Genomic DNA, 25,956 nt, shown 5'->3' with positions numbered 1-25,956 from the left:
GAATCCCATTGCTCATAAAAAAGCTGCAGCAAGAAGGAATTCCCTCTTTACTACAGCCTTAGTTGTTAGTTGACGCTAACTCCTATTTTGCGTTATAGAAAGCTTCCAGCTCACGGACTACCGCTGCAAGCGATCCGTCTACGCGAGTCTGGCGTTGCTCCTTGTGGAACAATGACGCGATTTGTTCAGGGAAATGCTGCTCGATGCCGCAAAGCTCAATTGCCTCATTGAACTTAGCTGGATGAGCCGTCGCAAGCGAGATCGTGATCCCCTGCTCGCCGCTGTATTTATCAGCCGCTGCTACGCCGCAAGCCGAATGCGGGTCGAGCAAGTAGCCGTTTTCCGCTTCATATTTTTTAATCGTGCTCAAGCACTCTTGTCCTTGTACGCCATGCGCGCCAAATTCGGCTTGCACCCTGCTCAGCGCTTCTCCAGAAATGACAATTTGTCCTTCTGCTTTGAACTGCTCCATGAGATAGTGGATTTGTGCGGCATCCTCGCCAAGCACGTAATACAAGTAACGCTCAAAGTTGCTTGCTACTTGAATATCCATCGACGGGCTGTACGTGCTGCGGAAATCTCCCGGCTTGTACACGCCCTCAAGGATAAAGCGCTCCAAAATATTGTTCTCGTTCGTAGCTAGAATAAGCTTGCCAACCGGAAGCCCCATACGCTTCGCTAGGTACCCTGCAAAAATATCGCCGAAGTTGCCCGTCGGTACGCTGAAGTTTACCTGCTTCGCATCCGTCTGCTTCACGACTTGGAAGTAGGCGTAGAAGTAATACACCGTTTGCGCCAAAATACGGACGAAGTTGATCGAGTTGATCGCCGCCAGATGATTGCTCGCCTTAAAGTCGAGGTCAGCGAACAAATCCTTAATCATACGCTGGCAATCATCGAAGTTGCCGTCCACCGACAAATTCAGCACGTTATCCTCTTGAACCGTCGTCATTTGAAGCTCCTGCACTTTGCTTACTTTGCCGTGCGGGTGCAAAATACAAATTTTGATGCCTTCCTTGCCTTTGACGCCCTCAATGGCCGAAGCACCTGTATCGCCTGAGGTTGCCCCGAGAATATGAATTTTTTTATTTTGCTTAGCCGCTACATACGTATACAGCTGACCCATAAATTGCAGGGCGATATCTTTAAAAGCGAACGTCGGGCCGTGGAACAGCTCCAGCAAATAAAGATCATCCTTCAATTTACGAACCGGCGTCACTTCCGGATCACGGAAGGTCGAATAGCTCGCATATACCATATCTTTCAAATCCTGCTCAGGAATTTCACCGTTCGTAAAATACGAGAATATCGCAAGCACCAGCTCCTGATAGCTGAGCTCCTGCCATTCCTTCAGCGTTTCCGCGGAAATAACCGGGATTTCACTTGGAACAAGCAGGCCGCCATCATTGCCCAAGCCCATCATGAACGCATCGATAAATCCTATTTTGCCAACATTTCCTCTTGTACTGATGTACTCCATTTGTAAATAGCCTCCTACATGTGCACAATTATCGTCAAATATCGTTATTTAAATCATATCATCGTTTACCATAATAATCGATTGTTTTCACAACAGTATATCATTTTTATGCCTCAAAAATAAACGCAAGGCATCCCGCTTTCCAGGACGCCTTGCGTTATTATCATGATTTCACGAAGCCTGCTACGATCGACGCAATCTCGGCACGCGTAATCTTGTCTTTTGGACGCAAGGTGCCATCCTCGTACCCTTTGATCATACCAGCCGCCGTTAAAGCTTCAATCGCTTCATTAGCCCAGCTGGATATACCTGTCTTATCCGCAAAGGATGGCTTGCCCACATCCGTTGATACGGATAAACGTTCTTTAAGCGCTCTGTGCAAAATAACAAAGGCTTCTTCTCTCGTCAGCTCTAGATTCGGCTTGAAGCTGCCGTCCTCAAAGCCTATAAGGATTCCCGCTTCATACAAGCTCATAACATATTGGTTATACCAGGCTGTTGAAGGAGTATCATCAAAGCCCATCTCGCCTTCTGCTGGTTCGAGCTTGAGCAACCTGGCAATGACAGCTGCAAATTCCGCTCTGCTCATCTGTTTATCCGGCTTAAAGCTGCCATCTGGAAAGCCTCCCAGTATGTTTTGGGCTGCAAGCTTGTTGATGGATGCGCTCGCCCAGTGCCCCACAGCATCAGGGAAAATCAGCTGCGGTTCGGAGCTTGGACTTGGTGTTGGACTTGGTGTTGGACTTGGTGTTGAGCTCGGTGTCGGACTTGATGTCGGACTTGATGTTGGATTCGTGTTTGGAGCCGGATCTGGGCTTGGTGTTGGATCTGGGCTTGGTGTTGGATCCGCGCTTGGACTTGGTGTTGGACTTGGTGTTGGACTTGGTGTTGGACTTGGTGATGAGCTCGGTGTTGGATCCGGGCTTGGCTCTGGTTCTTCGTCGTTCTCCGCGATCATGATCCAGCTTATTTGTGGATCGGAGCTGGATGCTCCCGCATTGGCAGACCTGTGTACCGTCAGCTCAAGTTTTCCATCCGAGATGGCTACATCGTCATAGCTTAAAACATCCTTTGCAGCCGTGAAGACGTAACCGCTTGTTTTCACCGTTCCGTTCAATAACAGATCAGCTATCCGCTTTCCGTTTGAATACTGGGACCAAGGATCATATAGGCCAACATAGACATTGTAGCTTCCATTGTCTAGATCGAAGCGATAAGTGAGATCATCACCGGAATTGCTTTTCAAATAGCGTAAGGAAGCAAAGAGATCTCCGGCGCTCGTACCGGATGTCAACGTGTTGTCTCCGACATAACCCCAGCTTTGGCCGTTTGCCGGATCGTACTTCTGATCAATAACGGTCCCGTTAAGAACATTTCCCTCGCCCATCAACGCAATCATTTCCTTATAATCAGGGGTGTCAGCGCCGCCAGCATGGACAAAATAAGCGCCACCTTTCGGAATGACATACAGCTGATGCTCAACCTTCTTGTTCGATAGCTCCGTTAACGAGCCGCTAATGCGTACCACACCAGGCTTTTGGAATGACTCGGCATTCACGCTCCATGCAATAGGCGTATCCTTTATCGATCCATCGGATAATGTCACATTAACGACATTCGGGAATGCGGGTGCCACTCCAATGGTCGTACTGACTGGAAGTGTCGTATTTACCTCTACTTTCCCCATACCGTCTAGCAGATCAAGCGACCATTCTTCCTCCCAGCGCAAAGCAATCTCATCACCTTGGCCAAACGCAATCGGCAGCCAGATGTAACGGGAATTAGCTAGATCGTTTTGATTCCAACGATCACCCATGTAAATGAATTTGCCTGCAGCGGCATCCACTGGAATAACCTGCGTGCTTTGCGAGCCGAAGGTTGTGGAGCTGCCTGGCGCGACGTCGCGCATCGCCTTCCAGGGTCCCATAATGTTGTCCGCAACCGTATATTTGCCTACGTTCGGAGCCCATCCAGTAGCGCCTGATGTGATCATATAGTATTTCCCTTGGTACTTGAACAAAGCCGGCGCCTCGCGCTGGGCAAGCGGGAACACACGTACATAATCGACGCCATGAACCGCCTTGTATTCCGTATCGCGCTCCACATTGCCATCCTTGTGCCAGCCTACAACATCCGTGTAGGAATCATTGAGTTTGGAAATGTAAATCGTCAAATTTTCCTCGCTCGAATAAACCAAGTAACCTGTACCGTCATCATCCTTGAACAAAGTCATATCGCGCGCCATCCCCGGCTGGTTTGGCTGACCATTGTCCGTAGCGCCCTCAGGAGCGCGATCCATGCGATGGCTTTCCTGATAGACGAATGGTCCAAAAGGAGAGTCACTGAGCGCATAGCCTGCTTCTGCCTTCGCATAATTAGCCGTCGATGTAGCGCTAGGACCGTCGGTATGCATCCACATCACATATTTTTTAGTCTTATCGTTATAGATGACCTTCGGACGCTCAATGATCCGATCCGTGCCGATATCATTTAAAATATCCGCTTTGTCCTCTCTGCCAGCGTACAGCACTGAAATAAGCGGATCGTTCACAAAATCATCGGCAGACTCAATCGCGGTAAGCGCAAGTCCATGATCCTCCCAATTGTACAGATCCTTCGAGGCGTATACCCTCACCCCACGGGCCGGCAAATAACCGTAAGTCTTATCCTCGCCATACCAGTAATAGGTTTTGGTCATCTCATCGTACATGATGCCGCCGCCATGTGCTTGAATGACTGCTCCGTTCGTGTCTCTCCAAATGGCCCCCGGCTTAAAAGAATCGTACGGCTCATTAATGGCCAGCTCCGATATCCCTTTCGTTAACGCCGCGATTGCCGCGATGATCTGCTCCTGCACCGCAAGCTCAGTAATATCCGCACCGCTGCTAAGTATCGATTGGAGAATGGCTTCACTCTCTTGAATGACCTCGTTCAATGCGGCGAGGCTGTACGGCGTATAATTCGTGTTAGCCGCTTCTTGCTTCGCCGCCGCTATTTTATTTTCTAAATCGGCAAGCGGCACGGTAATGTTCAGTCTGATGATGAGATAGTTAATGAGCGGATCATTATAATTGGAGAGCGCAGCAGCCGCCGGCCCTTGTATGCGCACATTCAATTGTCCATCGGTTACACTGACTTTGCGATAGGTAACGATCTTCTCGGCTCCATCGCCGCCGATTGCAAAATCACCCCCGGATACGTTATTTCCTTCCAAAAGCAAATTCACGCTTCTGCCGCTCCATGGGTTGCTGAATCCGAAAGTCACGTCATATTCGCCCTGCGGCAGCTCAAAATCGTAAACCAACGCCTTCTCTCGCACTTGTGTCCCGTTGTAATATCTCAATGAACCTGATTTCGTCGTTGCATCGCGCACGTTAGTCGCACTTGTTGTTGTGACTAACCCCCATGCTTTTGACGTAACGGGGTCGACCCCATACACCTGCTCGGTAACCGAGCTATAGAGGCCTAGCTTATCACTGCCCTCCACCGTTGCTGGCGTCTCGTCCCCTGCATTAACAAAATAAAGAATGTAGTCGTTATCCTTCAGCTCCTGTTCCGTAAATTCGTCCATGACAGCAGCTGTCGTCGTCTGGCTCTCGTTCGCCGCATAAGCAGGTGCCAGTGAAGCGAGAAAGGATGCGAGCAAAGAGCAGCAGAGCGCCAAAGACAACCATTTCTTTTTCCTTAACAAGCGTATTCCTCCTTCAAACCATAAAATCGCTCCTATTGTATGCGTTTGCAAATTCGATGTTTTGGAACGTCACACCGAATGATAACGGAGATGCGCAGCCTCTTCAACTGAACAATTTGGACGGGAATGAACTTCCTGAATTACCCTGCATTGCGGCCTTTCCACCATAGAAATATATACTAAGGTTTAATTTGTTCACCCTGTGCACAGGTGAATTAATACAACTTTATTGCTGCCGCAGCACAAAAAAATACCCCTTCAGGCTATAAGCCTTCCGGGGCATCGTTCACATTCCATATAAACCGTACCTAATCACACGCCTTCGTCCACGACAAGACCAAAAATCGTCGCAAACGTAATCGCCTGCGCAGGCGAGATGATGCAGCGCCGCAAATCCTCAAGCGCAACGCCTAAGCCGCTAAACTCGCAGCTGCTTATGTCAATGCCGCCAAGCTTCGTCTGGGACAGCTGCGCTTGATCGATATTCACTTCCCTTAAATAAAATTGCGCCAAAGCCATATTGGACATGTCCGCTTTGGCAAGCGAGCTTTTCTCAAACTTAACGCCCTTGGCGTTCGTGAAGCGCAGCACGGCATAATCGGCATAGCATTGCTCGAACAATACGTTGCGCAGCGTCGACCCGGTAATATCCATGCCAAGCATCTTGCAGTTATGAAAAGAAACACGGTGCATAATCGCTTCGCTTAGTTCAATATTCGATAAATCGCAGCTTTCAAAACGAACGTCGGTAAACTCCGCTTTCCGCAAGCTTGTCCCCCGGAACACCACATTATTGAATACGACTCTGTCGAAGCAAGCCTTATAAGCCGATTGATTTTGAATGCTGCAATCTTGAATGAGGCTGTCGCTAATCTCATGCTCGTCCGCCCATTCGTAATCGGGGACGTCTAATGCAATCAGCCCCTCCGGTATTTTAGGCGCTTCAATTTTTTCTTTTTTACTGGACATATGTATAATAACCTGCCTTTATGATGTAGTGGTTTCAACTTCTCTCTATTATACACCCCCTCGCTAATGACTTCTTCCTCATCCCCATCTATAATGTGAATAAATAGAGGATCAGAGTGCGAGGTGCGAGATGAAATACGAGATGACGCTGGAGCAGCGCGATCACATCATGGGAAAACTGTCTGAGGAGCAACGTCATTTTTTGCATCATGAGCTGGTTAGGGGCCGGAGAACGTTGTTCGCAAGGCAGCTCGCGCGAAAAAAATGCCAATTCATTCCCGAGGATGCACAGTTTGAGGATATAGAGTCATTTATCGAGGAATGGGATTACATCGGCTTTACCGATAGCGGCGAAGTGTCTCCGTACACGAAATGCGAGTGCGGCAGGTCACTGCGCTATCAGCATCAGGTGCGTCATCTGCCTACGAGCACGATCCGTTATTTTGGCATTGAGCATCTGCAGCTGCATACCGGAATCGATGCGAAGGCGATATCGGATATTATGAAGGGCTTTGACGTACTCGATGGCGAGCTGAACGAGATGCTCATCAAATATCGGGATGGCTGGCAGCTCGATCAGCATCTCTTTCTGCCGCTGCCTTCGGAGCTGGAAGTGCCGCCTGATATTCAGGCTCATTTGGACGCTAAGCTACCGCTGCTCGATAGGCAGCTTGCAAGACTGCGCGGCAGGCTGCGCGAGCTTGACCAAGCGAGCAGACAAAAGAGGATAGAAGCCGCTCTTACTTACTTTAATGAGCCGAAAGACGATGGGGATGCGCCAGAAAGCAGCAGACCGCCGGACGCCACCGAAGAGATACAAGAGGATAACGAAGCTCAGGCTGCGTTTATCTTTAACGAAGAGGACGCCGCTCAGGTAGCTTTCAGCTTTGAAGAGACAGATGACGGCCAAGCCGCATTTGTATTCGACGAAACGGAGAGCAGCCAGGGCGCCTTCGTCTTCGACGAAATGGAAGAGAGCCAAGGCGCTTTTGTATTTGATGAACCGGCGCCTGCTGTTAATCAGGATGCTTTCGCCTACGAAGAGGCCGGCAAGAAGCTCGGAGCCGCCGCACTCAGAGAAGCCGAAATAAGCAGCAGCAGCTCCAAGAGCTCAAGTCCCTTTTACCTATCTCCTCCTGCCCAGCGCGTCGTTGATGATGCCTTGAAGTATGGGCGCATCAGCACGCTGGCGATATCGAACTTCTTGATCGAGCAGAAGCTCGCTTCGGAGGAGCGAATGTCTACCGGCAAGCCGGGCATCTACATTGCCGTTGCCGCGTACTTGGACAAGCTTGCAGCAGCAGGCTTATGCGAGCTTGTGACCAGCAACTCCGAGGATCGCAATTATTCCAGCGCGAACAGCCGCAAATAAAGACGAGCTATGTCTATAAGACTAAGCACAAATAACCCTCTTCCCATCGGAAGAGGGTTATTTGCATAATATAGGGTGCTTACACGCTTTACTCGACAGCCGCGGAACTTCTTGTTTTTCCGTTTATTCGATCAGCCCTTCATCCTTCAACCACTGCTCGGCAACCTCGCGGGCTTGCTGCCCTTTCAGATCCACCTTGCCATTTAGGACAGACATCTCCCGGTCATCGATTTTGCCCGCGAGCAGATTAAGCACCTCCGCTAGTTCAGGATGCTCCTTAAGCGTGTCCATGCGGATTATGGGTACAGCGTAATAAGGCGGAAAATACTGCTTATCGTCTTTAATGACCTTGAGATCGAATGCTTCAATTCGGCCATCCGTGGAAAAAGCGTCATTCGCGTCAGTCGTTCCTTCTTTTACCGCGCTATAGGTTAAGCCAGGGTCCAGCCCTTTCACTTCCTTAAACTTCATTCCATAGGCCTTCTGTAAACCAATATATCCATCCGGACGCTCCAAAAACTCATGGGTGGCGCCAAGCACGAAATTGCCCGATTTCCGCGCCAAATCGGTAAAGGTATCGATTCCCTCCTGCTCGGCGCGCTTTCTGCTCATCGCCAGCGTATACGTGTTGTTGAAGCCGATTGGCTGCAGCCAAGTGACATTGAAGTTTTTCTCATAGGCAGCTTTCACACGCTCGTATGTTTCCTCCGGTTTGCCGCCAAGCGGTTCCTCCTTCAGAACCGATGTCCAACCCGTTCCCGTATACTCCGGATAAATATCGATGTTTCCTTTAACGAGAGCACTATGCGTTACCTGCGAGCCTCCGAGAAAAGGTTTGCGCACGACCGTCAGGTCTGTCTTAGCTTCAATTAATGAGGCCATCATATGCGTCAAAATATCCTGCTCGGTAAAGTTTTTCCCGCCAACGACAATGGAGTCGGAACCAAATGGATTCCCCTTCGCCACTATGCCTGCCGCTATCGCAAGAATTAGCGCAGTGCCTAGTCCAATACGCAATCCTTTAGCGAGCTTGGACGTTTTTTTGCCGCCCTTGCGCATCCCTTTTGGAGTTACGGCTCTCTCCATCCATCCTAATAAGTAGTCGAAGAGCAAAGCCAATAACGCTGAAGGTATGGTTCCTGCCAAAATCAATTCCGTATTAACCGTCGATATGCCCCGGAAAATCAAATCGCCCAAGCCCCCCGCACCAACAAGCGATGCGAGCGTGGCGACGCCAATCAGCATGACCGTCGCCGTGCGAATACCCGCCATAATGACGCTTAATGCAAGCGGCAGCTCTACCTTCATCATGACCTGCATGCTCGTCATACCCATGCCGATACCGGCTTCCTTGATCGGCTTCTCTACGTTCATAATGCCGGTGTACGTGTTTCTCAGAATGGGCAGCAGAGCGTAGACGGTCAGGGCTACGATAGCTGGAAACATCCCGATCCCTAAAATCGGGATCATAAACCCGAGCAAGGCTAAGCTCGGGATCGTCTGAAAGAGAGAAGCGACACCGATTACCGGACCCGCCAGCTTAGAGTAGCGGGTTAGCAGCAGCCCCAAAGGAATCGAAATCACGATCGCGATCAGAAGAGCGATAAACGAAAGCTCGATATGCTCCATGGTCGCCCTATAGATATCTTCTTGCCGGCTTATAATCACATCCCAGAATTTCATGGCTACCTCCCTGTTAAATCTGCTTAAGCAGAGCGTCAATTAGACTGGAATTGGTGACTAAACCGGCCAATAAGCCGCTAGGATGCACGACAGGCAAACTGTATAAGCCATGTTCCCGCATAAGCTCCACGGCATCGGCAACGCCCGTTCCAACCAAAATGGTCGGAACATCGGACTTCATGATGTCCTGCAGCGTCAAATCTTCATTACGGTACTGCTCCTCCAGCATTTCTTTCGTCACAATACCCTTCAAATGCCGGTGCTTATCGGTAACGAGCAAGCTGGTTACGCGGTACTGCTTCATCAGCTTCGCCCCATGAGCAAGCCCGCGTGTCAACGAAACGGTAACGGGATTCGATACCATAACGTCCTCTACTGTCAGCTGCTCCGATTCATTTAATCGATTGCCTCCGATAAACGTACGGACAAAATCGTTTTTTGGGCGGCGAAGAATACGATCCGGGGTATCGGCCTGCACAATCTCGCCGCCTTGCATCAACACGATGCGATCGGCGATTTTCAACGCTTCATCCATATCATGCGAGACGAAGACGATCGTTTTCTTCACTTCCTCCTGCAATTGAATCAAATCATCCTGCAGCTGTTCCCGGCTGATCGGATCGAGCGCGCTGAACGGCTCGTCCATCAGAATGATCGACGGTTCCGCAGCAAGCGCGCGAATGACGCCAATTCGCTGCTGCTGGCCTCCGCTCAATTCTGACGGATAACGGTCTCGGTACTCGCTTGGATCTAGTCCCACCATTTCCATCAATTCATCGATCCGCTTCTCGTATGTATCTTTCGCGATACCCTTCAGTTTGGGCACGATCGCTACGTTTTCTTTGATCGTCATATGCGGAAACAAGCCGATATGCTGAATAACGTATCCGATATTTCTTCGCAGCTCCACGGGGTTGATGAGGGAAATATCCTTACCGCCGATCAGAATTTGACCGGAAGAAGGCTCGACTAGGCGATTGATCATCTTCATCGTCGTCGTTTTCCCGCACCCGCTCGGCCCGATCAATGTAATCAGCTCCCCCTCCTTGATCTCAAGATCGATGCCCTTTAGCGCAGTCATTCCATCGTTATATCGTTTCGTCACGTTTTTGAACTGTATCAATCGGTCACCTCGTGTTAGTCAGAGTAGAACTTTGTTGGTGTTATTCTATCCAACAGCACTTTACCTATGCTTCCCTCCGCATACAAAAAAAGCACCATAGCCGCTAAGGCTCTGATGCTTAATCATTTGAAAATCATTCCTTATGCACTAGCTTTGACTTCTTTGTTTATCCATCACTTCTAAGTACAGCACCTGCAAAAACTTTTTAATATTTACTCTCCCCTTCTCTGGCTTTCGCTTCTCCTCCATCTCTTTCATTTTTAAGCGAATGTCTTGAAAATCAAAATAAAGCGGCGCATAATATTCGAATTTAGGATTGCTGTAGTCAGTCAAGCCGATGCTCGCCAAATTAGAGAGCGCACTCATCAGCGTACGGCGAATCCGCTGCTCAACCGCTTTGCCTTCTTTATCGTGGTCATGATGAGCGCGTGCAGCAACCTCGTACAAATGTTTGAGCGGCGGAAGCGTATCTGCTTTATTTTGCTGAATAAGATAGTCCATCATTTCAATCATGTCTCTGCTTCCGGTTTCACCGACTATGCCTAAGTCCCTCAAAATAAGTTGAACCGTTTCACGAACGGACATTTTCCTCGGACCATTCCCCAAATCCGTATTCAAATTGCTCAGCTTTGCCATAGAATCCTTCATTTCATTTAAATATTTGTCTGTTTTCCATTTCTCGTTCACTTTGGACAACACGGCTCGTACCTCAACCAAGTTGATAGGTTTTTGAATATAATATTCAATTCCGGCCTGGTACGCCTTCCCGATCATCTCTTTGTTTTCAATTTGCGAGATCATGACATATTTTCCGTTGTAGCCCTTCCGCTTTAAATTGTTTATCGTCTCGATGCCGTCCTGCTCCGGCATTAACAGATCCATCAGCACGATGTCTGGATTCGCGCCTAAAACAGCTCTCTCTCCTTCGCTCCCATTCTCTGCAGTAACGATTACCTCGCCAAGCCAGCTTTGTTCAATAATGTTCTGAAGCATCCCTATGCTAGCCGCATCATCATCGACAATACCAAATGAAAGCATCGGTCTTCACACCCCTATTTTTAAAGTATGGGTCGAAAAAGCTACGACAAAGGTTGTTTCCTCGAACGGTTTTTGCAAGCGAAGCTTGCCGCCATATGATCGTACGATGTCACGCACATGCGATAACCCTATTCCAGTAGCCGCATAACCCTCAAGGTTGAATTTGGTTGTAAATCCCGGTTCGAAAATAATATCCTTATTCTGCTCCGCGATACCTGCTCCTGTATCCGATACGACTAGAACCGTGTCATCCTCCTGCTCGAAAACACGAATCCGAATCGTCCCCTTCGCATCAATAGCCTCCACTGCATTAGCAACGAGATTGTTAAGCACGGTCAACAACGGAATATAGTGCGCAGTGGCATAATCGGTTCCTATCCAGGTTTCATATTGGATTTCTTTGTTCAGCATCTTGCTATAGCCGCCATTGGATTGGATCACGAAAGCAATGATTTCCTCAAGCGTCATATCGGAGGCCGATTCGGGATCGAACAGCTTCAGCAGTCCGGATAAAATGCGCTGGGAATCCTTCTTCACCTCATGAATCTGCTGTGTGATATCCAGCATGGATCGGCTTAAAGCTTTTTCTCCGGCATCATTCAGCTTGCCGTACAAATCATGGCTTTTCGCCGTAATTTGCTCTATTGCATCCATCGATTTTTTTAAATAAAACACTTCTCCATACAGGCCGGAGCCGAAATGAAGCATTTGATCCATTCGTTTCTTCTGTTCGTTATGTACGACCCGCATCTGGCTAATCATCAAGCTGCTGAACAAACCGACTACAAACAGGCTCCGCACAACTGAAGTGGTACCAATGAGAAGCCATTGCTCCGAAAATAAGTAAGGCAACCGGAAAAGGAGACTGCGAGCAAGCAGCTCTAACTCATTAGATACGAAATCAATGATTGCAATCATGCAAGCTAACAGAAGAGGATGAAGCTTAGGCAAATAGATATGAGCCTGCTTCATTCCAATTGCAAAAATAATATAATAGAGCGCCGCCGATAAATGTGTCTTCATACTGGCTAGGAGCGAAAATGTCTCGTAAGAAACGGTGCCATCGATTGCCGTTCGGAAAGCAAGCACCGTAACCCCCGTAATGACACCCATATAGACATAGGACAGATGTCTCGCTAACAGCAGCAAAAGAAGAAAAGCACTGCTTCCTAGCCCAATACGAAACAAATCACCGCTAAAGGGCGTTATTTTAAATTCCCCTGCTACTGCGGTTACTACTGCTATAAGTATCATTTGCACCCATACGTTATTCGTATATTTTCGCAAACAATCCCCTCCAGTTAAAATAATTGTAAACAACGATCCATCATTTTCAAAGACTTTTTCGAATATTGCGACAATGGTCACACAAAAAAGCTGACCTCTTTCGAAGTCAGCTTTCCGATCACTTCAATCTTTAAACCATTTTTGTCTCAAGCCTTTTCGCAATTAAGGATAATGCATAATTAACTACAAAGTATAGGAGTGCGGCAAACAGGAGCACGGGGATCGCATAAGCAATGTTCTGCCCGATCACTATTTTCGACTGGTTCATGAGCTCCGGTAACGCAATAACAACTGCTAAAGACGTATCTTTCAATAACGAAATAAATTGGCTCACCAGCGGCGGTACCATGCGGCGAAGCCCCTGCGGCAGCACGATATGCCATAACGTAGTCAGTTGGCTGAGGCCGGAGGAGCGCGCAGCTTCGATTTGCCCCTTATCAATGGAATTTAAGCCGCTGCGGACGATTTCCGATATCATAGCCCCTTCGAACAGGGTCAAAGCAATAATGGTTGCGTATACCGGGCCAAGCTGAATGCCGACTTCCGGCAAAGCGAATCGGGTGAAAAAAATAATGAGCAGCAGCGGTAAATTACGAATGAGCTCAACGATTACGCTAAAAATCGGCGATATAATGGGAAACTTCATATAACGAACAGTACCTACAATAGCACCAAGCACAAAGCTAAATAGAATGGAGCTAAAAGCCACTTTAAGCGTCATGTAAAACCCTTCAAAAATAAACTTCATGTTATCCATTGTAAAAGCGTTGGCAAAGTCCATTTGTCCTCCTCCTCTCTATCCGCGTTTAGCTAGCCTTCGCTCCAATTGAAGCGCCATATAACTTAAAGGAAGAGTCAGCACCAAATATAAGAGCCCGACAATGATATAAGTGTCCATATAAATATACGTTTTGCTTGCCACCTTATCGCCGAAGTACATAAGATCCAGGCCCGCGACCACACTAAGCACCGACGTATTTTTGACCAAGTTAATAAATTGGTTGCTGAGCGGAGGGATGACGATTTTGATCGCTTGCGGAAGAATGACATGCCTCATCGTTTGCACATACGTGAGCCCGGAGGACAGCGACGCTTCCGCCTGGCCCTTTGGCACGGACATAATGCCAGCCCGAATGGCTTCTGCAATAAAGGATGACGTATATACCGCAAGACCTATCGTTCCGCAAATAAATCCGCTTAGCACGATACCGAGAGCAGGCAGCACGAGGTAAAAAACATAGACAACGAGCAGGAGCGGGATGTTGCGAATAAATTCAACATACGCCGTGCCCGCCCACCGCAACGGTTTAATGGACGAAATACGAAATACCGCAATGATTGTCCCCAGCACGAAGCTGCCGATCAGAGCGATGATGCTGGAGTAGATCGTGTTGACGAATCCCTCCATATAGAGGTCAAAGTGCGAGGTTAAGATCGAGAAATCCGGCATGATTTATCCTCCTTTGCGGATCTGACCTATTAAATAAGGGTGGCCGCGGCCACCCTGCTATTGTGGTGAATCACTTACTCCAGCGGCATTGTGCCGATCCATTTCTCATAGATCTTATTGTATTCGCCGCTCGATTTCAGCGCTGCGAGCTCTTTATTGACGGCATCCACAAGCGCTGTCTCGCCTTTTTTGATCGCAATGCCATATGGCTCATCCGTAAAAGGCTCGCCAACGACTTCATAGCCAGCATCCTGCGCCATCATGCCATACAGAATCGCATTGTCCGTCGTTAAAGCATCCCCTTGACCGGCTTTAAGCGCGCTGAAGGCATCCTGATAATTATCAAATTCAAGCACGGTTGCCTCCGGTGATTTCTCAATAATGTTATCCACCGAAGTGGCACCTTTTACAGCGAGTATTTTCGTTCCTTTTTTAACGTCGTCAATGCTTTTAATCGCGCTGCCTTTTTTTACGAGCAAGGACTGCCCCGCTTTAAAATAAACCTCCGAGAAATCAACCTGCTTTCTACGTTCTTCCGTAATGGTCATGGTGGCAATAATTAAGTCGATCTCATTGCTATCCAGCATCGGTATACGCGTTTTGGAGGTAACCTCCTTCAGCTCAATCTTCGTCTCGTCTCCGAGAATCGACTTTGCAAGCGCCTTTGCGATGTCGATATCGAAGCCTTCAACCTCATCATTCGAAGGATTTTTCAGCCCGAACAGCTTCGTATCGAACTTTACCCCGACGACGAGCTTCCCCCTGTCTTTAATCGCATCAAGCAGCGACGCAGCAGCCTCCGGCTCCGTGGCTCCGCCTGGACTATCGTTCGTCTCCTTCTCATTTGTCCCTCCGCAACCTGCAAGTACAAACACCGACAATACGATGATCATTACGCTAACGCTCAACCATTTTTTTGCCATCATTAAAATCGCCCCTTTATATTAATGATTTAATACCCGGTTTAGAAACAAGCGTGCCCGTTCCTCGCGCGGATTGGAAAAAAACGTTTCAGGCGAGGCTTCCTCGATGATCTGCCCCTTATCCATAAACACGACTCGGTCGGCAACTTCGCGCGCAAATCCCATCTCATGCGTCACAACGACCATCGTCATGCCTTCATTCGCAAGCGCCTTCATTACATCGAGCACCTCGCCGACCATTTCCGGATCAAGAGCGGATGTCGGCTCATCGAACAGCATCACCTTCGGCTTCATCGCAAGCCCTCTGGCTATGGCCACACGCTGCTGCTGCCCTCCCGATAATTGAGAAGGATATTGGTTAGCCTTATCATCGATCCCAACCTTCTCCAAATAATACATGGCGGTTTTTTCAGCTTCCTGCTTCGTAAGCCCCAGCACCTTCATAGGAGCCAACGTAATGTTGTCGATAACTTTTTTATGTGGATATAGATTGAAATGCTGAAATACCATTCCGATATCTCGCCTTAGCTTGTTAATATCGGTCTTTTTGGCATTAACCGTGTGCTCGTTCACGATCACATCGCCGCTGGTGATCGTCTCCAAACGGTTAATACATCGAAGCAGCGTGCTTTTGCCAGAACCGGACGGTCCGACCACGACAACTACTTCCCCCTGCTCGATCTGAAGGTTAATGGCTTTGAGCACATGAAAATGACCGAAATGCTTTTCAACCTGCCGAAATGAGATCATGGCACCCTCCTTCTTAAGCTTCATCCACTTGCTATTTTGTTAGATGTAAGTTAGAAAACCTAACACAAATACTATAGATAGACTATGTAATCTTATAGAATCCTACATTTTAAATGGATAAATTTCTAATTGGGAGGGGCATGCAGTCATTATGGAAGGGTAGCGGAATATTCACGTTATTTTTTACCATAATAAATAAATCTGCAACATTAACAGATAAGTTACCGTTTTTATTTTTTGTAAACACAAAAAAGACACCAAGGAGATTGATTTCAATGAAAAAAAATTATTTTGCATTTATGCTAGTTATTGCACTAGGCCTGGTGCTGACTGCATGTTCCGGCTCTAACGGGAAATCGGACACAAACAACAGCGCTTCCGCTAATAAAGAAAATCAATTCGTTACGACAAAAACGACCAAAGAAATGGTTGACGGCATGTTAGCCAAAATCGAGCAGCCCGCACTCGTAGAAATGACTGGCGATATGGTCAAGCAAATGTATGATATCGACCCTGCCCTGCTTGAGGAATATACGATTATGTCGCCTATGATGAACATAAAAACAAATGAAGTTGCCATCTTTAAAGTGAAGGATGCCAAGGATGCTGCAGCAGTTGAAGAGGGCGTGGAGAAGCGCGCGGCCGATGTTCAAAAAACGTTCGAAACCTATCTGCAGGATCAATACGAGAACGCTAAAAACTACAAGCTCGTTACAAAAGGCAACTACGTATTTTTCGTCATCTCTGAGCAAGCCGATAAACTAGTAACGGAATTCGATAGCTACTTCGAGCAAAAATAACGAGTATGGTATTCAGCAGTCTTCTTTTTCTGTTTCTATTTCTGCCTGCTGTATTGCTGCTTTACTTTGTGTCGCCATGGCGAATAAAAAACTTCGTTTTATTCGTAACCAGCCTAATCTTCTATGCTTGGGGCGAGCCTGTCTACATTGCCATCATGCTGCTGTCCACCGTTACGGATTACAGCTTCGGGCTGCTGCTAAGCCATTCGAGACTAAGCAGCATGCAGCGGAAATGGATAGTTGTCGCCTCGATCATCGTTAATTTAACGCTGCTAGGCTATTTTAAATACGCTGATTTTCTCATTCATAATGTGAATGCACTTTTAGGTACGCAAATCCCGCTAACCGAGCTGGCGCTGCCCATCGGCATATCATTTTATACGTTTCAATCGATGTCCTATATTATTGACGTGTATAGGGGAACCGCAAAGGCACAGCGCAACTGGATCGACTTCGGAACCTTTGTCGCTTTGTTTCCCCAGCTGGTCGCAGGTCCTATCGTTCAATACTCAACGATCGCTGAGCAATTGCGTCATCGCACCGTCAACGTCGAATTGTTCGCCGAAGGCGTAAGGCGGTTTATTATCGGTTTGGCGAAAAAGGTGCTGCTAGCGAACAACATCGGCCTGCTATGGCATACGGTATCTGCCTCAAGCACCGATACGATGCCGGCATTAGCCGCTTGGCTCGGCATTATCGCCTTTGCCTTCCAGATTTATTTTGACTTCAGCGGTTATTCCGATATGGCCATCGGGCTTGGCATGATGTTTGGCTTCCGTTTTAACGAAAACTTCAACCGGCCTTATACGGCGCAAAGCATTACCGACTTCTGGCGGCGCTGGCATATTTCGCTCAGCACTTGGTTTCGGGATTATGTTTATATTCCGCTTGGCGGCAACCGCAAAGGGCCATGGAAGCAGCTTCGGAACATTATGATCGTCTGGCTGCTGACCGGCATTTGGCATGGGGCGAGCTGGAATTTTCTGCTTTGGGGCTTGTACTTCGGAGTTGTTCTCGTGTTTGAAAAATGGTTCGGCTTGAGGTTCTTGCAGCGTATGCCTGCCTGGGTTCGGCATGTGTACGCTCTGCTCCTCATCTTGATCGGCTGGGTATTTTTTGCCTTTGACGAGCTGCCTCAAATGGGTTCTTATTTTGCAGCTATGTTTGGGTTTAATCATCAGCCGTTATGGAATAAGGAGTCGTTGTATTTGTTATATACGAACGCGATTCTGCTCGTCTTGCTCGTGCTTGCTTCCATGCCGAAACGGGAAAAAAAGAACAGCTTTGGGCCGGTCGCTCAGCTAGGCTGGCATGCTGCACTGTTTTTCATGTCGGTCGCATATTTAGTTGATGCAACGTTCAACCCATTTTTATATTTCCGCTTTTAACGAAGAAGGAGGCGGGCAGATATGAGCAAGAGGACGGATCGCGCCTTCGTATGGGGCTTCGTCAGCATACTGTTTGCTATGTCGTTATTATTTTTCATATTGCCTGTGCAAGTGTTCTCCGACGTGGAGAACCGTACGCTCCAGAAAGCGCCTAAGCTTACTTGGGCAAATCTCTGGTCCAAGAAGTTCTCGGATGATTCGGAGAGCTACGTAACCGACCATTTCCCCTTCCGAACGCACTTTGTATGGACGAAGTCGATGTTGGAGCAGCTTCGCCTGCAGCAGGAGAATAACGGCATCTATAAAGGCTCAGACGGCTATTTGTTCGAGAAGTTTAATGAACCGAACTATACCGTAATTGAGGAATATGCGGCTGCTGTGAAGAAGTATGCGCTAAGCCACCCCGATGTGAGCATGACGTTCATGCTGGCACCGACCTCAATCGGCATGTATCCGGAACGGCTGCCGTGGCTGGCTGAGGCTTATCCGCAGTCGAAGGTGAACAGCTATATCGGGAAACAGGTTGGGAACAGCCTCTCGTTCATCGATGGCTTCGGCTTTCTTCGGCCAGCGGCTGGCGGCGAGAAGCCCATCTATTATAAAACCGACCACCACTGGACGACTTATGGCGCTTACCTTGCTTATGTCGCATACGCAGAGAAAATGGGCTGGAAGCCTGCTGCCGAGAGCGAATTCGATATAGAGACAGTCAGCGATTCGTTTCTAGGCAGCTACCATACGCGCGGTCAGTTCAGTTGGTTAAAACCAGATGCCATACAAGCCTATAAACAGAAAAACGGCTTGGCAACTGAGCTGTATGTCGCGGATACGGACAAAACCTATGCCAGCATGTACGACGCGAGCTACTTAGAGAAAAAAGATAATTACTCGTATTTTCTTGGCGGCGTGCACGCGTTAATGACGCTTCATAGCGAACTCCCCGTAGAGAAAACAGATCAAGAGAAGCTATTAGTCATCAAAGATTCCTACGCGCACAGCTTCCTGCCGTTCCTTACGCAGCATGTGAAAGACATTCATGTGATCGATATTCGCTACTACAACGGAAGTATTAGCGATTACATGGAGGAAAACGGCATTAAAGACGTGCTGCTGCTCTTCAATACGACGACCTTCATCACGGAGCGCAACCTATTGAAGCTGAAATATTAATTAAAGAAGGAGCAGCCTGGGTAGCTGCTCCTTCTTTAATTGTTTATGTAACGTTCCAGAAAGGCATGAATGACCGGCTGATCCGGCGGGCTTAGCTCCTTCGGGATGGAATCCCATTCAAAAAAACGCAGCTCCGTAACCTCTGCGCCATCCTCCTTAAGTACGCCTTCAAAATCCGAGCACATATACGCAGTAACTACGTTATACACTTCGTCTCCATGAGGATACTTATAATAAAGCTCCGGTCCGGAGAATACGTCAAATAAGGTTAGAGTGTTGGCGATCAATCCCGTTTCCTCAAAAAGCTCGCGCCTTGCAACCTCAGTCAGCGCCTCCCCCGGCTCCATCGCCCCTCCGGGAAGCCCCCATAAGCCGTTATCCGCTCTTCGTTGCAGGAGCAGCGATCCTTGATTGCATAACAATACACAAGCTCCTGCCATAATAAGCGGCCTTGTGCCAACTATCCTTCTAAGATCCATAATATAGCCCATGTGAGCGCCCTCCTATAAGAGTTCCTGCTTGATCCGCCATCCCTTTTAATAGAATATATCATTTTTGGAGTAAAAAGGAATCGCTTAGCCTACACGCTGCTCTTTCTCGGATGACACTTGAGTGACCTTCAAACCCCTAGGATTAAACCATACGATTTTCGCTATAATACAGGCGAGTGCCAGCATAATAAATAGTAGACCGCTCCATATCGTTCCTTGCATGCCCACAGCTGTAAGAAACCATCCACCAGCCGCCGAACCGATGAACACGCCCAAATTAATGAAAGATATATAGATGCCGGTCGCAAACTCGGGAGCCTCCGGAGCCTCGGACGTCAGCCATATCTGAGTTACGATAAGTCCGCTTGTATGGGCGGCTCCCCACAAAACGATAATAACCGCGATTGGAACAAATGATACTTCTCCAAAATAAAGCAGTAAGAAGGAGAGCGCTAATACGATCGGATGCAAAAGAGTCGTCTTCACCATGTTTAAGCCAATCAGTCTCCCAGCTAGCAAATTGCCAGCCATGCCGGAAATTCCAAAAACAACAAGCATGACACTAATGACATCGCTGCTCATCCCCATTACTTGTTTTAAGTATTCGGCAGAGTAACTATATACCGAAAACATGGCAGCAAATAGGAAAGTTGATGCGCCAATATTTATCCATAAGGGGATCTTACGCAATATGCCAAGCTGCTTCCCATAAGATAATTTCTCCGTTCTTGGCGGTTTTGGAAGCATGAAGGCAATCCCAACACTAGCAGCGACATTTACAGCAGCACAAAAAATGAAAGAAGCCTCGTATGAAATTTGATCAACTAGATAAGTCGTGATTGGAATACCGAGTACCATTCCCATGCTTGTGCCTACAAATGCCTTGGCAGAAGCTTCTGTAGCTTTTTCCTTAGGATAAAGGGAAACAGCCGCAACAAAGGCAAGCGAAAAATAGACGGGATGAAACAATGCCGGAATAATGCGAAGGGCCAACAAAACATAAAAGTTTGGCGCAAAAGCTGATCCTAAGCTGCTCCCAGCGAAAACAAGCAAACAGAATAGCAATACATTTTTACGGTTATATCTAGAAAGAAGCAATACCATAAAGGGGCCACATAACGCTATAACTAGCGCGAACAAACCAACCAGCATGCCAGCCTGAGCTGTACTGACGCCATAACGTTCAATAATAGCTGGCAATATGCCAACAACGCCAAACTCTATCGTGTATACCCCAAATAAACCAAGAGCTATAAAAAATAACGGGTTTATTATTCTTTTATTCGATCCGCTTTGAATCATAACGATCACTCCCATACGTATGCAGCTGTACAAAGAGCCTTGGCCGGTTCATACCGTACGAAGGCTCCTGTTCAATCCTTTATTTGTTGATTCCGTTATAAACGGCTTCACAGAGATCAACGGTAAACTGGCCTGACATGCCTTCTAATGCCGTATTGGTAAACGCCACAACGCTTAGCTTTTTCGCTGGGTCTACGAACCACGAATGACCATACGTTCCGCCCATCCGCCATGTGCCCGGTGATTCCGGACTACCTGCGGCAATCGGGTCCTTGAGCAGCGTAAATCCCAAACCGAAGCCCCGGCCCGGCCAATAAGGCATTGTCAGATCACCGATCTGGTTGGTCGTCATTTCGCGTACCCAGCTCTCCGGCAGAAGCGGCGCCCCGCCCATGCGCAGCGTTTCCAGCAGCTTCAAAAAATCACCGGCACTTCCGACCATACCGGCACCACCAGATGGATAGGCTGTATCGTCAAGCGCTCGGCCTGGAGCCAAGCGGAATCCAGCCGTCCCCTCCAAAAAGGCAACGTCGCCTTGATCCTTCATATGCCGTGGCTCTGATACATCGTTAATGTAGACTTCGGCTAATCGATTGGGATCAACTGCAGTAAAGCCAGTGTCATTCAATCCAAGCGGTTTAGTCATTAAAGAACGAATGGCTTCGCTAAGCGGCGCATCTGATACTTTAGCTATGACTGCTCCCAGCACATCTGTGGCGATCGAATATTTCCACTCTAAACCTGGTGCATAGAGTAGTGGGACTGATGCGAGACGTCGGAGGTTCTCTTCCAGCGTGATACCTGAGTGATCCATGCCATCGGATACGCCTGCTCGCGCATAGGAACCATTTTCTTCTTGGAAGAAGCGATAAGTCAGACCTGCGGTATGCGTCATTAAGTGACGAATCGTTAATGCGACAGGCTCGCCATTTTGCAAGCGCGGCTTAAATTCGGGAAGCCACTGATCGACGCGATCATCCAGCTGCAAGCGGCCTTGCGCAACTAGCACAAGAGCAGCCGTTGATACAATTGGCTTAGATACAGATGCAAGTCTAAATAACGTATCTTCTTGCATCAATTGACTAGTCCCACGGTTGGCAAATCCGGCAGCGCGGCTATAAACCGGCACCCCGTCCAACGCTACTTTTATGACTGCGCCTACCAGCCGTTTTTCGGCAAGGGTACGTTCGATTACTTCATTAATGCGTGCTTGTAAATCATGCTGATTCATTTGGTTTACATTCAAACTGCTCAATCAACTTCATCCTCTCTAAAATAGTTAAAGCCTTGAACACTTTACTATTGTGAGTATATTATATTAATTAAGTTGTTTGCTTTACATAAGGCATTCAAGTTAAAGGCGGCCCCAAACAATGGAAAACGAGTTACTTTACTATAAAATCTTTAAATTTAAAGGAGCATATTACAATGGACCATGTGGATAAGCAAATTCTGTTCTATCTTCAAAACCAAGCGAGAATTTCAATGACGGAGCTGGGGAAGTGTGTCGGGTTATCGCAACCCGCAGTAACCGAGAGAGTCAAGCGCATGGAGGAAAAAGGGATCATCGAGGAGTATCGCACGGTTGTTTCCCCAGAAAAAATAGGGAAGCAAGCTACTGGCTTCATCCTGTTTCGTACAAGAGATTGTTATGCCTTCCTTGATTTTTGCCGCTCATCTCCAGAAGTCATCGAATGCTACCGCACCAGCGGGGAAGACAACTACCTATTGAAAGTAATAACCGACTCCACACGTTCTCTCGAAGATTTTGGAAAACAATGCGATAAATATGGGACCTATACGATTCTTATCGTGATGTCAGAGCCCATCGACCATAAACCTTTGATCGCCTCCCTTGAATCGCCAAACCTGCTTGCCAAGCAAGAGTAGAAGGCGTAGCGCGGCAGCAAAACAAAAAAGAATCTGGCATTGAGCCAGACTCTGAGAAGAAACGATTATACAAGAAGGCTCGGAGCTGCGATGGTCGTTGAAATGCTCGGCCGCCCGCTGAAAATTGTTCTGCCGGCAGCATTAACGGGATAAGCTCCCGCTATTTCAATGAATTTTAGTCAAACATTAGTATTAGAAGGAATTTCTCCCGTTAGTCTTCTAGATTTCAGCCTATTAGGAGAAAAAAGCCCCTTTTACCTGGAGGTTTTCCAGCTAAATAGTCAATTTCCTTCCCAAAGGGACTATTAGATGGACATTTTCCTGTTATTTCGATTCATCTGCTTTGGCTGCTTGGCTCATGATACGCAAAAGAGCCTTAGAAGCGATTCTAAGGCTCTTTTTACGTATCAAGTTAATGTTGTTTTACACCGTAGTATCGGTAAGCTCGTCCATCTTAAATAAGGAGTAGAAAGACAGCCCCGCGTTTTCCAGACGATCCCTTCCCTGCTGGTCCCGTTCGATGACGCATACGACATCTTTAACGATCGCACCGCAATCGCTCAAATCTTTGGCGCTAAGCAGTATTTGGCCGCCCGTCGTTACGACATCCTCTATGATACAAACCTTTTTCCCTTGTATATCAATGCCTTCTGCCAGCTTGCACGTGCCGTATTCCTTCGCTTTTTTTCTAACAAAGGCAACGGGGATTCCCGTTTTCAGCGACACGGCTGTAGCGATCGGAATACCGCCCATTTCGAGACCGGCTATTACTTCAGTTCCTAATGGGACTAGCTTCGATAAATGCTCGGCAACCAAGTTTAACAAAATAGGATTCGACTCAAACAAATATTTGTCAAAATATTCGTTAGATACCGTTCCCGATCTTAGCTTAAAAGATCCGGTTAAATGCGCTGTCTTATATATCTCTTTTGCGAGCAATTCTTTTTCCATATTCCACCTGCCTAGTATTTATTTTCATTTTACCACAATGACAATCGAAGCATAGATTATTATTTACACTATTTATTCAACTTTCAACCGTCAATCATTCTCCTAAAATAAATCCAGCTGTTCCACCACTGGAGGCGGTGGCTCGTTCGGATCGCCGCCATCCGGACGAGTAAGCCCAAGCAGCTCCATAAGCCGCTTCGCATTATCTGCCGCATCCCCGCCGGAATTGTTGTTGAAAATGACGTGTATATGCTCGCTCTGCTGCTCCAGCAGCCGCAGCTTATCTACCCAATCCAGCAGCTCCTCATCGCTATATCGGTACAAATATCGCACCTCGCGCCAGTTCGGCGCACTTGCTTGATTCCACCCAGACACGTTGCGCCCGTGGAACCTCACAACAGTCGCAAGTTTATCTGTTGCCTGCAGCACAGTTGGCACAGAACCCACTCCCGCCTGCGGCTCATCGCAGACGCTATGCATCCACTGCTCCCGCTCCATAAAAGCTAACGTTTTCTCGCGAAACTCCTCCGTGAACCAGCTCTGATGCCGAAATTCCAGCGCGCAGGGTATTCCTTTCATTCGCTCCTTCGTCTCCCTCAGCATTCGCACATTCGCCTGCGTGCAATCGAACCATGGGGGATACTGAAATAGCGCCGTCGTCAAGCGGCCTGCCGCTATAACGGGCTCAAGCATTTCTCGAAACGCCGCAAACATTTCGTTCGTCTCTGACGCCGGAACCGTCGGTCCGCGCTGATGGCCAGTCATCCCTTGATAGGCTTTAACGAGAAAGTGAAGCGATTCCGGCGTATCCTCCAGCCATTTGCCGAACCGCTCCTTGGATTGAATGGCGTAAAAGGTAGCGTCCACCTCAACCAGCGGAAAATGCTTCGCATATTGCCGCAGCTTGCTGCCTGCTTTTGAGACTGAGGTGTACAGCCGATCATGATCGCCCCACCCTGCAAGTCCGATATGTATCGGCATATTTCCCCCTCCGCTTCTTCTTTTCTGCTATTATACCTAATTTGCATCTGGGTAAGCCAACAGCGCCATACAGCAAATAAGGACAGCTTCAAGTAGATCATTCTACTAAAAGCTGCCCTTCCAAAAACCATTTCTTCTATAAATAGCGGTATTCCGAGAAAGTCGCCGCTTGTCCCAAGTAGCTGCCGCTCACATCCACCAAATTCCAAACCGTTGCATGAAGGATATAAAAACGCCGTCCTGTGCTGGAAATTCGAATGCCCGTGTAATTATCTACGTAGCCATTAGACGTTACGGCTTCAAAGAAACGGTCTCGCTCCGCGCGCTCCATCTTCTCTGCCGTCAGCCTTGATGGTGTACTTGTGAAAGCCTCCCACTCCATTTCCCACAGCCCGAGCCCCTTCTGATTTCCATAGTTTAGAACGGGATCAGTCTCCGTGCCATGCGATAGGATGACGATGTCTGCTTGATACAGCTGCTCGCTCAAGCGCTTGCCTGGCACTATTTCAAGCAGCTCCTTGCCCGTCCATTTCCGGTAGCTGTCCACCAGCAGCCTCGCATGCGCCTCTGTTGCGCCAACGCCTGTAAGCGGTAATTGCATCTTTTTCTTCCTCCCCGTTTTGATCGCTTCCATTTTTATATCACGGAGAGTGGATGTTGTCTACTTCTTGGCAAAGTGCAACACGTCCAACAACCATTATTGACGATCAAGCTTCCGCAATCGAAGCAGCGCTGTCAAAATGATAATAAAAGCAACGAGCGCCAGCATCGGAATCGTTATAAATCCAAACCAGTTCAAATAGTCGCCTTGACAGGAGACCGGACCGCAGGCCGCTAGCGGAGAGTCATGCGGAAGCTTTTGCAGCACCGTATGATAGAGCGAGAAACCTCCGCCGATTACAACAAACGGCAATGCATACGTAACAATCCCCGAATCGCCCCTCGAATACGCTATACCGAGCAGAATCGCCAGTGGATACATAAAGATGCGCTGAAACCAGCAGAGGCTGCACGGCGCAAAGTGCATAACCTCGCTTAAATACAAGCTTCCTGCCGTCGCAAGGACAGCCGCCGCCCAAGCAAGAAATATCCAAAACGACTTTTTCTTATCCAATTGTTCCTCCAAACCGTTCTCCTCGCTTCCTTGAGCTCATGTTCCTATCTTTCATTTTCGCTCAAAGAAGCAGAGGCAGGCATGACTCGAAAGAGCTATTGCG

The 25,956-nt window shown here is 48.0% G+C and carries 23 protein-coding genes; 5 read left to right on the top strand and 18 right to left on the bottom strand.

The window, feature by feature from the left end; all coding sequences use genetic code 11:
- Window positions 1-82 precede the first annotated feature (82 nt).
- The 3 genes from thrC to HI950_RS19075 all read right to left on the bottom strand — a co-directional run bounded on the left by thrC (window position 83) and on the right by HI950_RS19075 (window position 6,140).
- Window positions 83-1,480 carry a threonine synthase gene (gene thrC / locus HI950_RS19085; RefSeq protein WP_169090896.1) on the bottom strand — a complete coding sequence of 466 codons (1,398 nt, stop codon included), beginning with the start codon at window positions 1,478-1,480 and terminating at the stop codon, window positions 83-85.
- Window positions 1,481-1,643: 163 nt separating this feature from the next.
- Window positions 1,644-5,171, bottom strand: a complete 3,528-nt coding sequence (locus HI950_RS19080) for an S-layer homology domain-containing protein (RefSeq protein ID WP_187768127.1) — start codon at window positions 5,169-5,171, stop codon at window positions 1,644-1,646.
- A gap of 312 nt (window positions 5,172-5,483) precedes the next feature.
- The gene (locus HI950_RS19075) at window positions 5,484-6,140 is read right to left on the bottom strand and encodes a pentapeptide repeat-containing protein (RefSeq protein WP_169089973.1); all 657 of its coding nucleotides are present in this window, start codon (window positions 6,138-6,140) and stop codon (window positions 5,484-5,486) included.
- Window positions 6,141-6,270: 130 nt separating this feature from the next.
- Between HI950_RS19075 and HI950_RS19070 the strand changes: the two genes are divergently transcribed.
- A complete protein-coding gene (locus tag HI950_RS19070; protein WP_169089971.1) occupies window positions 6,271-7,512 on the top strand; it encodes a DUF3895 domain-containing protein in 1,242 nt (413 codons plus the stop codon).
- A 123-nt stretch (window positions 7,513-7,635) separates the two neighbouring features.
- Here HI950_RS19070 and HI950_RS36760 read toward each other — a convergent pair whose 3' ends face one another.
- From HI950_RS36760 to HI950_RS19030, 8 genes are all read right to left on the bottom strand, one after another.
- On the bottom strand, window positions 7,636-9,195 hold the full coding sequence (locus HI950_RS36760; protein WP_169089969.1) for a glycine betaine ABC transporter substrate-binding protein: 1,560 nt from the start codon (window positions 9,193-9,195) through the stop codon (window positions 7,636-7,638).
- A 13-nt stretch (window positions 9,196-9,208) separates the two neighbouring features.
- Window positions 9,209-10,318, bottom strand: a complete 1,110-nt coding sequence (locus tag HI950_RS19060; RefSeq protein ID WP_169089967.1) for a betaine/proline/choline family ABC transporter ATP-binding protein — start codon at window positions 10,316-10,318, stop codon at window positions 9,209-9,211.
- Between the two features lie 147 nt (window positions 10,319-10,465).
- A complete protein-coding gene (locus HI950_RS19055) occupies window positions 10,466-11,356 on the bottom strand; it encodes a response regulator (protein ID WP_169089965.1) in 891 nt (296 codons plus the stop codon).
- Between the two features lie 6 nt (window positions 11,357-11,362).
- Window positions 11,363-12,643: a sensor histidine kinase gene (locus HI950_RS19050; RefSeq protein ID WP_223285380.1), complete on the bottom strand. Its 1,281-nt coding sequence runs from the start codon at window positions 12,641-12,643 to the stop codon at window positions 11,363-11,365.
- 130 nt (window positions 12,644-12,773) lie between these two features.
- On the bottom strand, window positions 12,774-13,424 hold the full coding sequence (locus HI950_RS19045; RefSeq protein ID WP_169089963.1) for an amino acid ABC transporter permease: 651 nt from the start codon (window positions 13,422-13,424) through the stop codon (window positions 12,774-12,776).
- A 15-nt stretch (window positions 13,425-13,439) separates the two neighbouring features.
- Window positions 13,440-14,093, bottom strand: coding sequence for an amino acid ABC transporter permease (locus HI950_RS19040; protein ID WP_169089961.1), 654 nt, complete (start codon window positions 14,091-14,093; stop codon window positions 13,440-13,442).
- 74 nt (window positions 14,094-14,167) lie between these two features.
- On the bottom strand, window positions 14,168-15,019 hold the full coding sequence (locus HI950_RS19035; protein WP_169089959.1) for a transporter substrate-binding domain-containing protein: 852 nt from the start codon (window positions 15,017-15,019) through the stop codon (window positions 14,168-14,170).
- Window positions 15,020-15,037: 18 nt separating this feature from the next.
- The gene (locus tag HI950_RS19030) at window positions 15,038-15,766 is read right to left on the bottom strand and encodes an amino acid ABC transporter ATP-binding protein (protein WP_169089957.1); all 729 of its coding nucleotides are present in this window, start codon (window positions 15,764-15,766) and stop codon (window positions 15,038-15,040) included.
- Window positions 15,767-16,041: 275 nt separating this feature from the next.
- Between HI950_RS19030 and HI950_RS19025 the strand changes: the two genes are divergently transcribed.
- Genes HI950_RS19025 through HI950_RS19015 form a run of 3 tightly spaced genes read left to right on the top strand, consistent with a single transcriptional unit; the run spans window position 16,042 to window position 19,124 of the window.
- Window positions 16,042-16,566, top strand: a complete 525-nt coding sequence (locus tag HI950_RS19025; RefSeq protein WP_169089955.1) for a DUF4358 domain-containing protein — start codon at window positions 16,042-16,044, stop codon at window positions 16,564-16,566.
- 5 nt (window positions 16,567-16,571) lie between these two features.
- A complete protein-coding gene (locus HI950_RS19020; RefSeq protein WP_169089953.1) occupies window positions 16,572-17,954 on the top strand; it encodes an MBOAT family O-acyltransferase in 1,383 nt (460 codons plus the stop codon).
- 21 nt (window positions 17,955-17,975) lie between these two features.
- Window positions 17,976-19,124: a DHHW family protein gene (locus HI950_RS19015; protein ID WP_169089951.1), complete on the top strand. Its 1,149-nt coding sequence runs from the start codon at window positions 17,976-17,978 to the stop codon at window positions 19,122-19,124.
- Between the two features lie 35 nt (window positions 19,125-19,159).
- On the opposite strand, the gene HI950_RS19010 is transcribed toward HI950_RS19015, so the two are convergent.
- The 3 genes from HI950_RS19010 to HI950_RS19000 form a co-directional block, all read right to left on the bottom strand.
- On the bottom strand, window positions 19,160-19,615 hold the full coding sequence (locus tag HI950_RS19010) for an NUDIX hydrolase (protein ID WP_169089949.1): 456 nt from the start codon (window positions 19,613-19,615) through the stop codon (window positions 19,160-19,162).
- Window positions 19,616-19,699: 84 nt separating this feature from the next.
- Window positions 19,700-20,917: an MFS transporter gene (locus HI950_RS19005; protein WP_169089948.1), complete on the bottom strand. Its 1,218-nt coding sequence runs from the start codon at window positions 20,915-20,917 to the stop codon at window positions 19,700-19,702.
- A gap of 79 nt (window positions 20,918-20,996) precedes the next feature.
- Window positions 20,997-22,148, bottom strand: a complete 1,152-nt coding sequence (locus HI950_RS19000; protein WP_169089991.1) for a serine hydrolase domain-containing protein — start codon at window positions 22,146-22,148, stop codon at window positions 20,997-20,999.
- Between the two features lie 197 nt (window positions 22,149-22,345).
- Between HI950_RS19000 and HI950_RS18995 the strand changes: the two genes are divergently transcribed.
- Window positions 22,346-22,807 (top strand): Lrp/AsnC family transcriptional regulator, encoded by a 462-nt coding sequence (locus HI950_RS18995; protein ID WP_169089946.1) that lies wholly within the window; start codon window positions 22,346-22,348, stop codon window positions 22,805-22,807.
- Between the two features lie 423 nt (window positions 22,808-23,230).
- Here HI950_RS18995 and pyrE read toward each other — a convergent pair whose 3' ends face one another.
- From pyrE to HI950_RS18975, 4 genes are all read right to left on the bottom strand, one after another.
- Entirely contained in the window at window positions 23,231-23,758 is a 528-nt protein-coding gene (gene pyrE, locus HI950_RS18990) for an orotate phosphoribosyltransferase (RefSeq protein ID WP_169089944.1), read from the bottom strand.
- 102 nt (window positions 23,759-23,860) lie between these two features.
- On the bottom strand, window positions 23,861-24,739 hold the full coding sequence (locus HI950_RS18985) for a DUF72 domain-containing protein (protein ID WP_169089942.1): 879 nt from the start codon (window positions 24,737-24,739) through the stop codon (window positions 23,861-23,863).
- A gap of 136 nt (window positions 24,740-24,875) precedes the next feature.
- Complete coding sequence (locus HI950_RS18980; protein WP_169089940.1) at window positions 24,876-25,340, bottom strand: MEKHLA domain-containing protein; 465 nt, start codon at window positions 25,338-25,340, stop codon at window positions 24,876-24,878.
- Window positions 25,341-25,436: 96 nt separating this feature from the next.
- Window positions 25,437-25,865, bottom strand: a complete 429-nt coding sequence (locus HI950_RS18975; RefSeq protein ID WP_223285379.1) for a disulfide oxidoreductase — start codon at window positions 25,863-25,865, stop codon at window positions 25,437-25,439.
- Window positions 25,866-25,956: the final 91 nt, after the last annotated feature.

Source organism: Paenibacillus sp. PL91 (genome assembly GCF_012935325.2).
GTDB lineage: Bacteria > Bacillota > Bacilli > Paenibacillales > Paenibacillaceae > Pristimantibacillus.
Note: the sequence above shows the minus strand (reverse complement) of the source record. Positions and strands in the feature narration are given on the sequence as shown.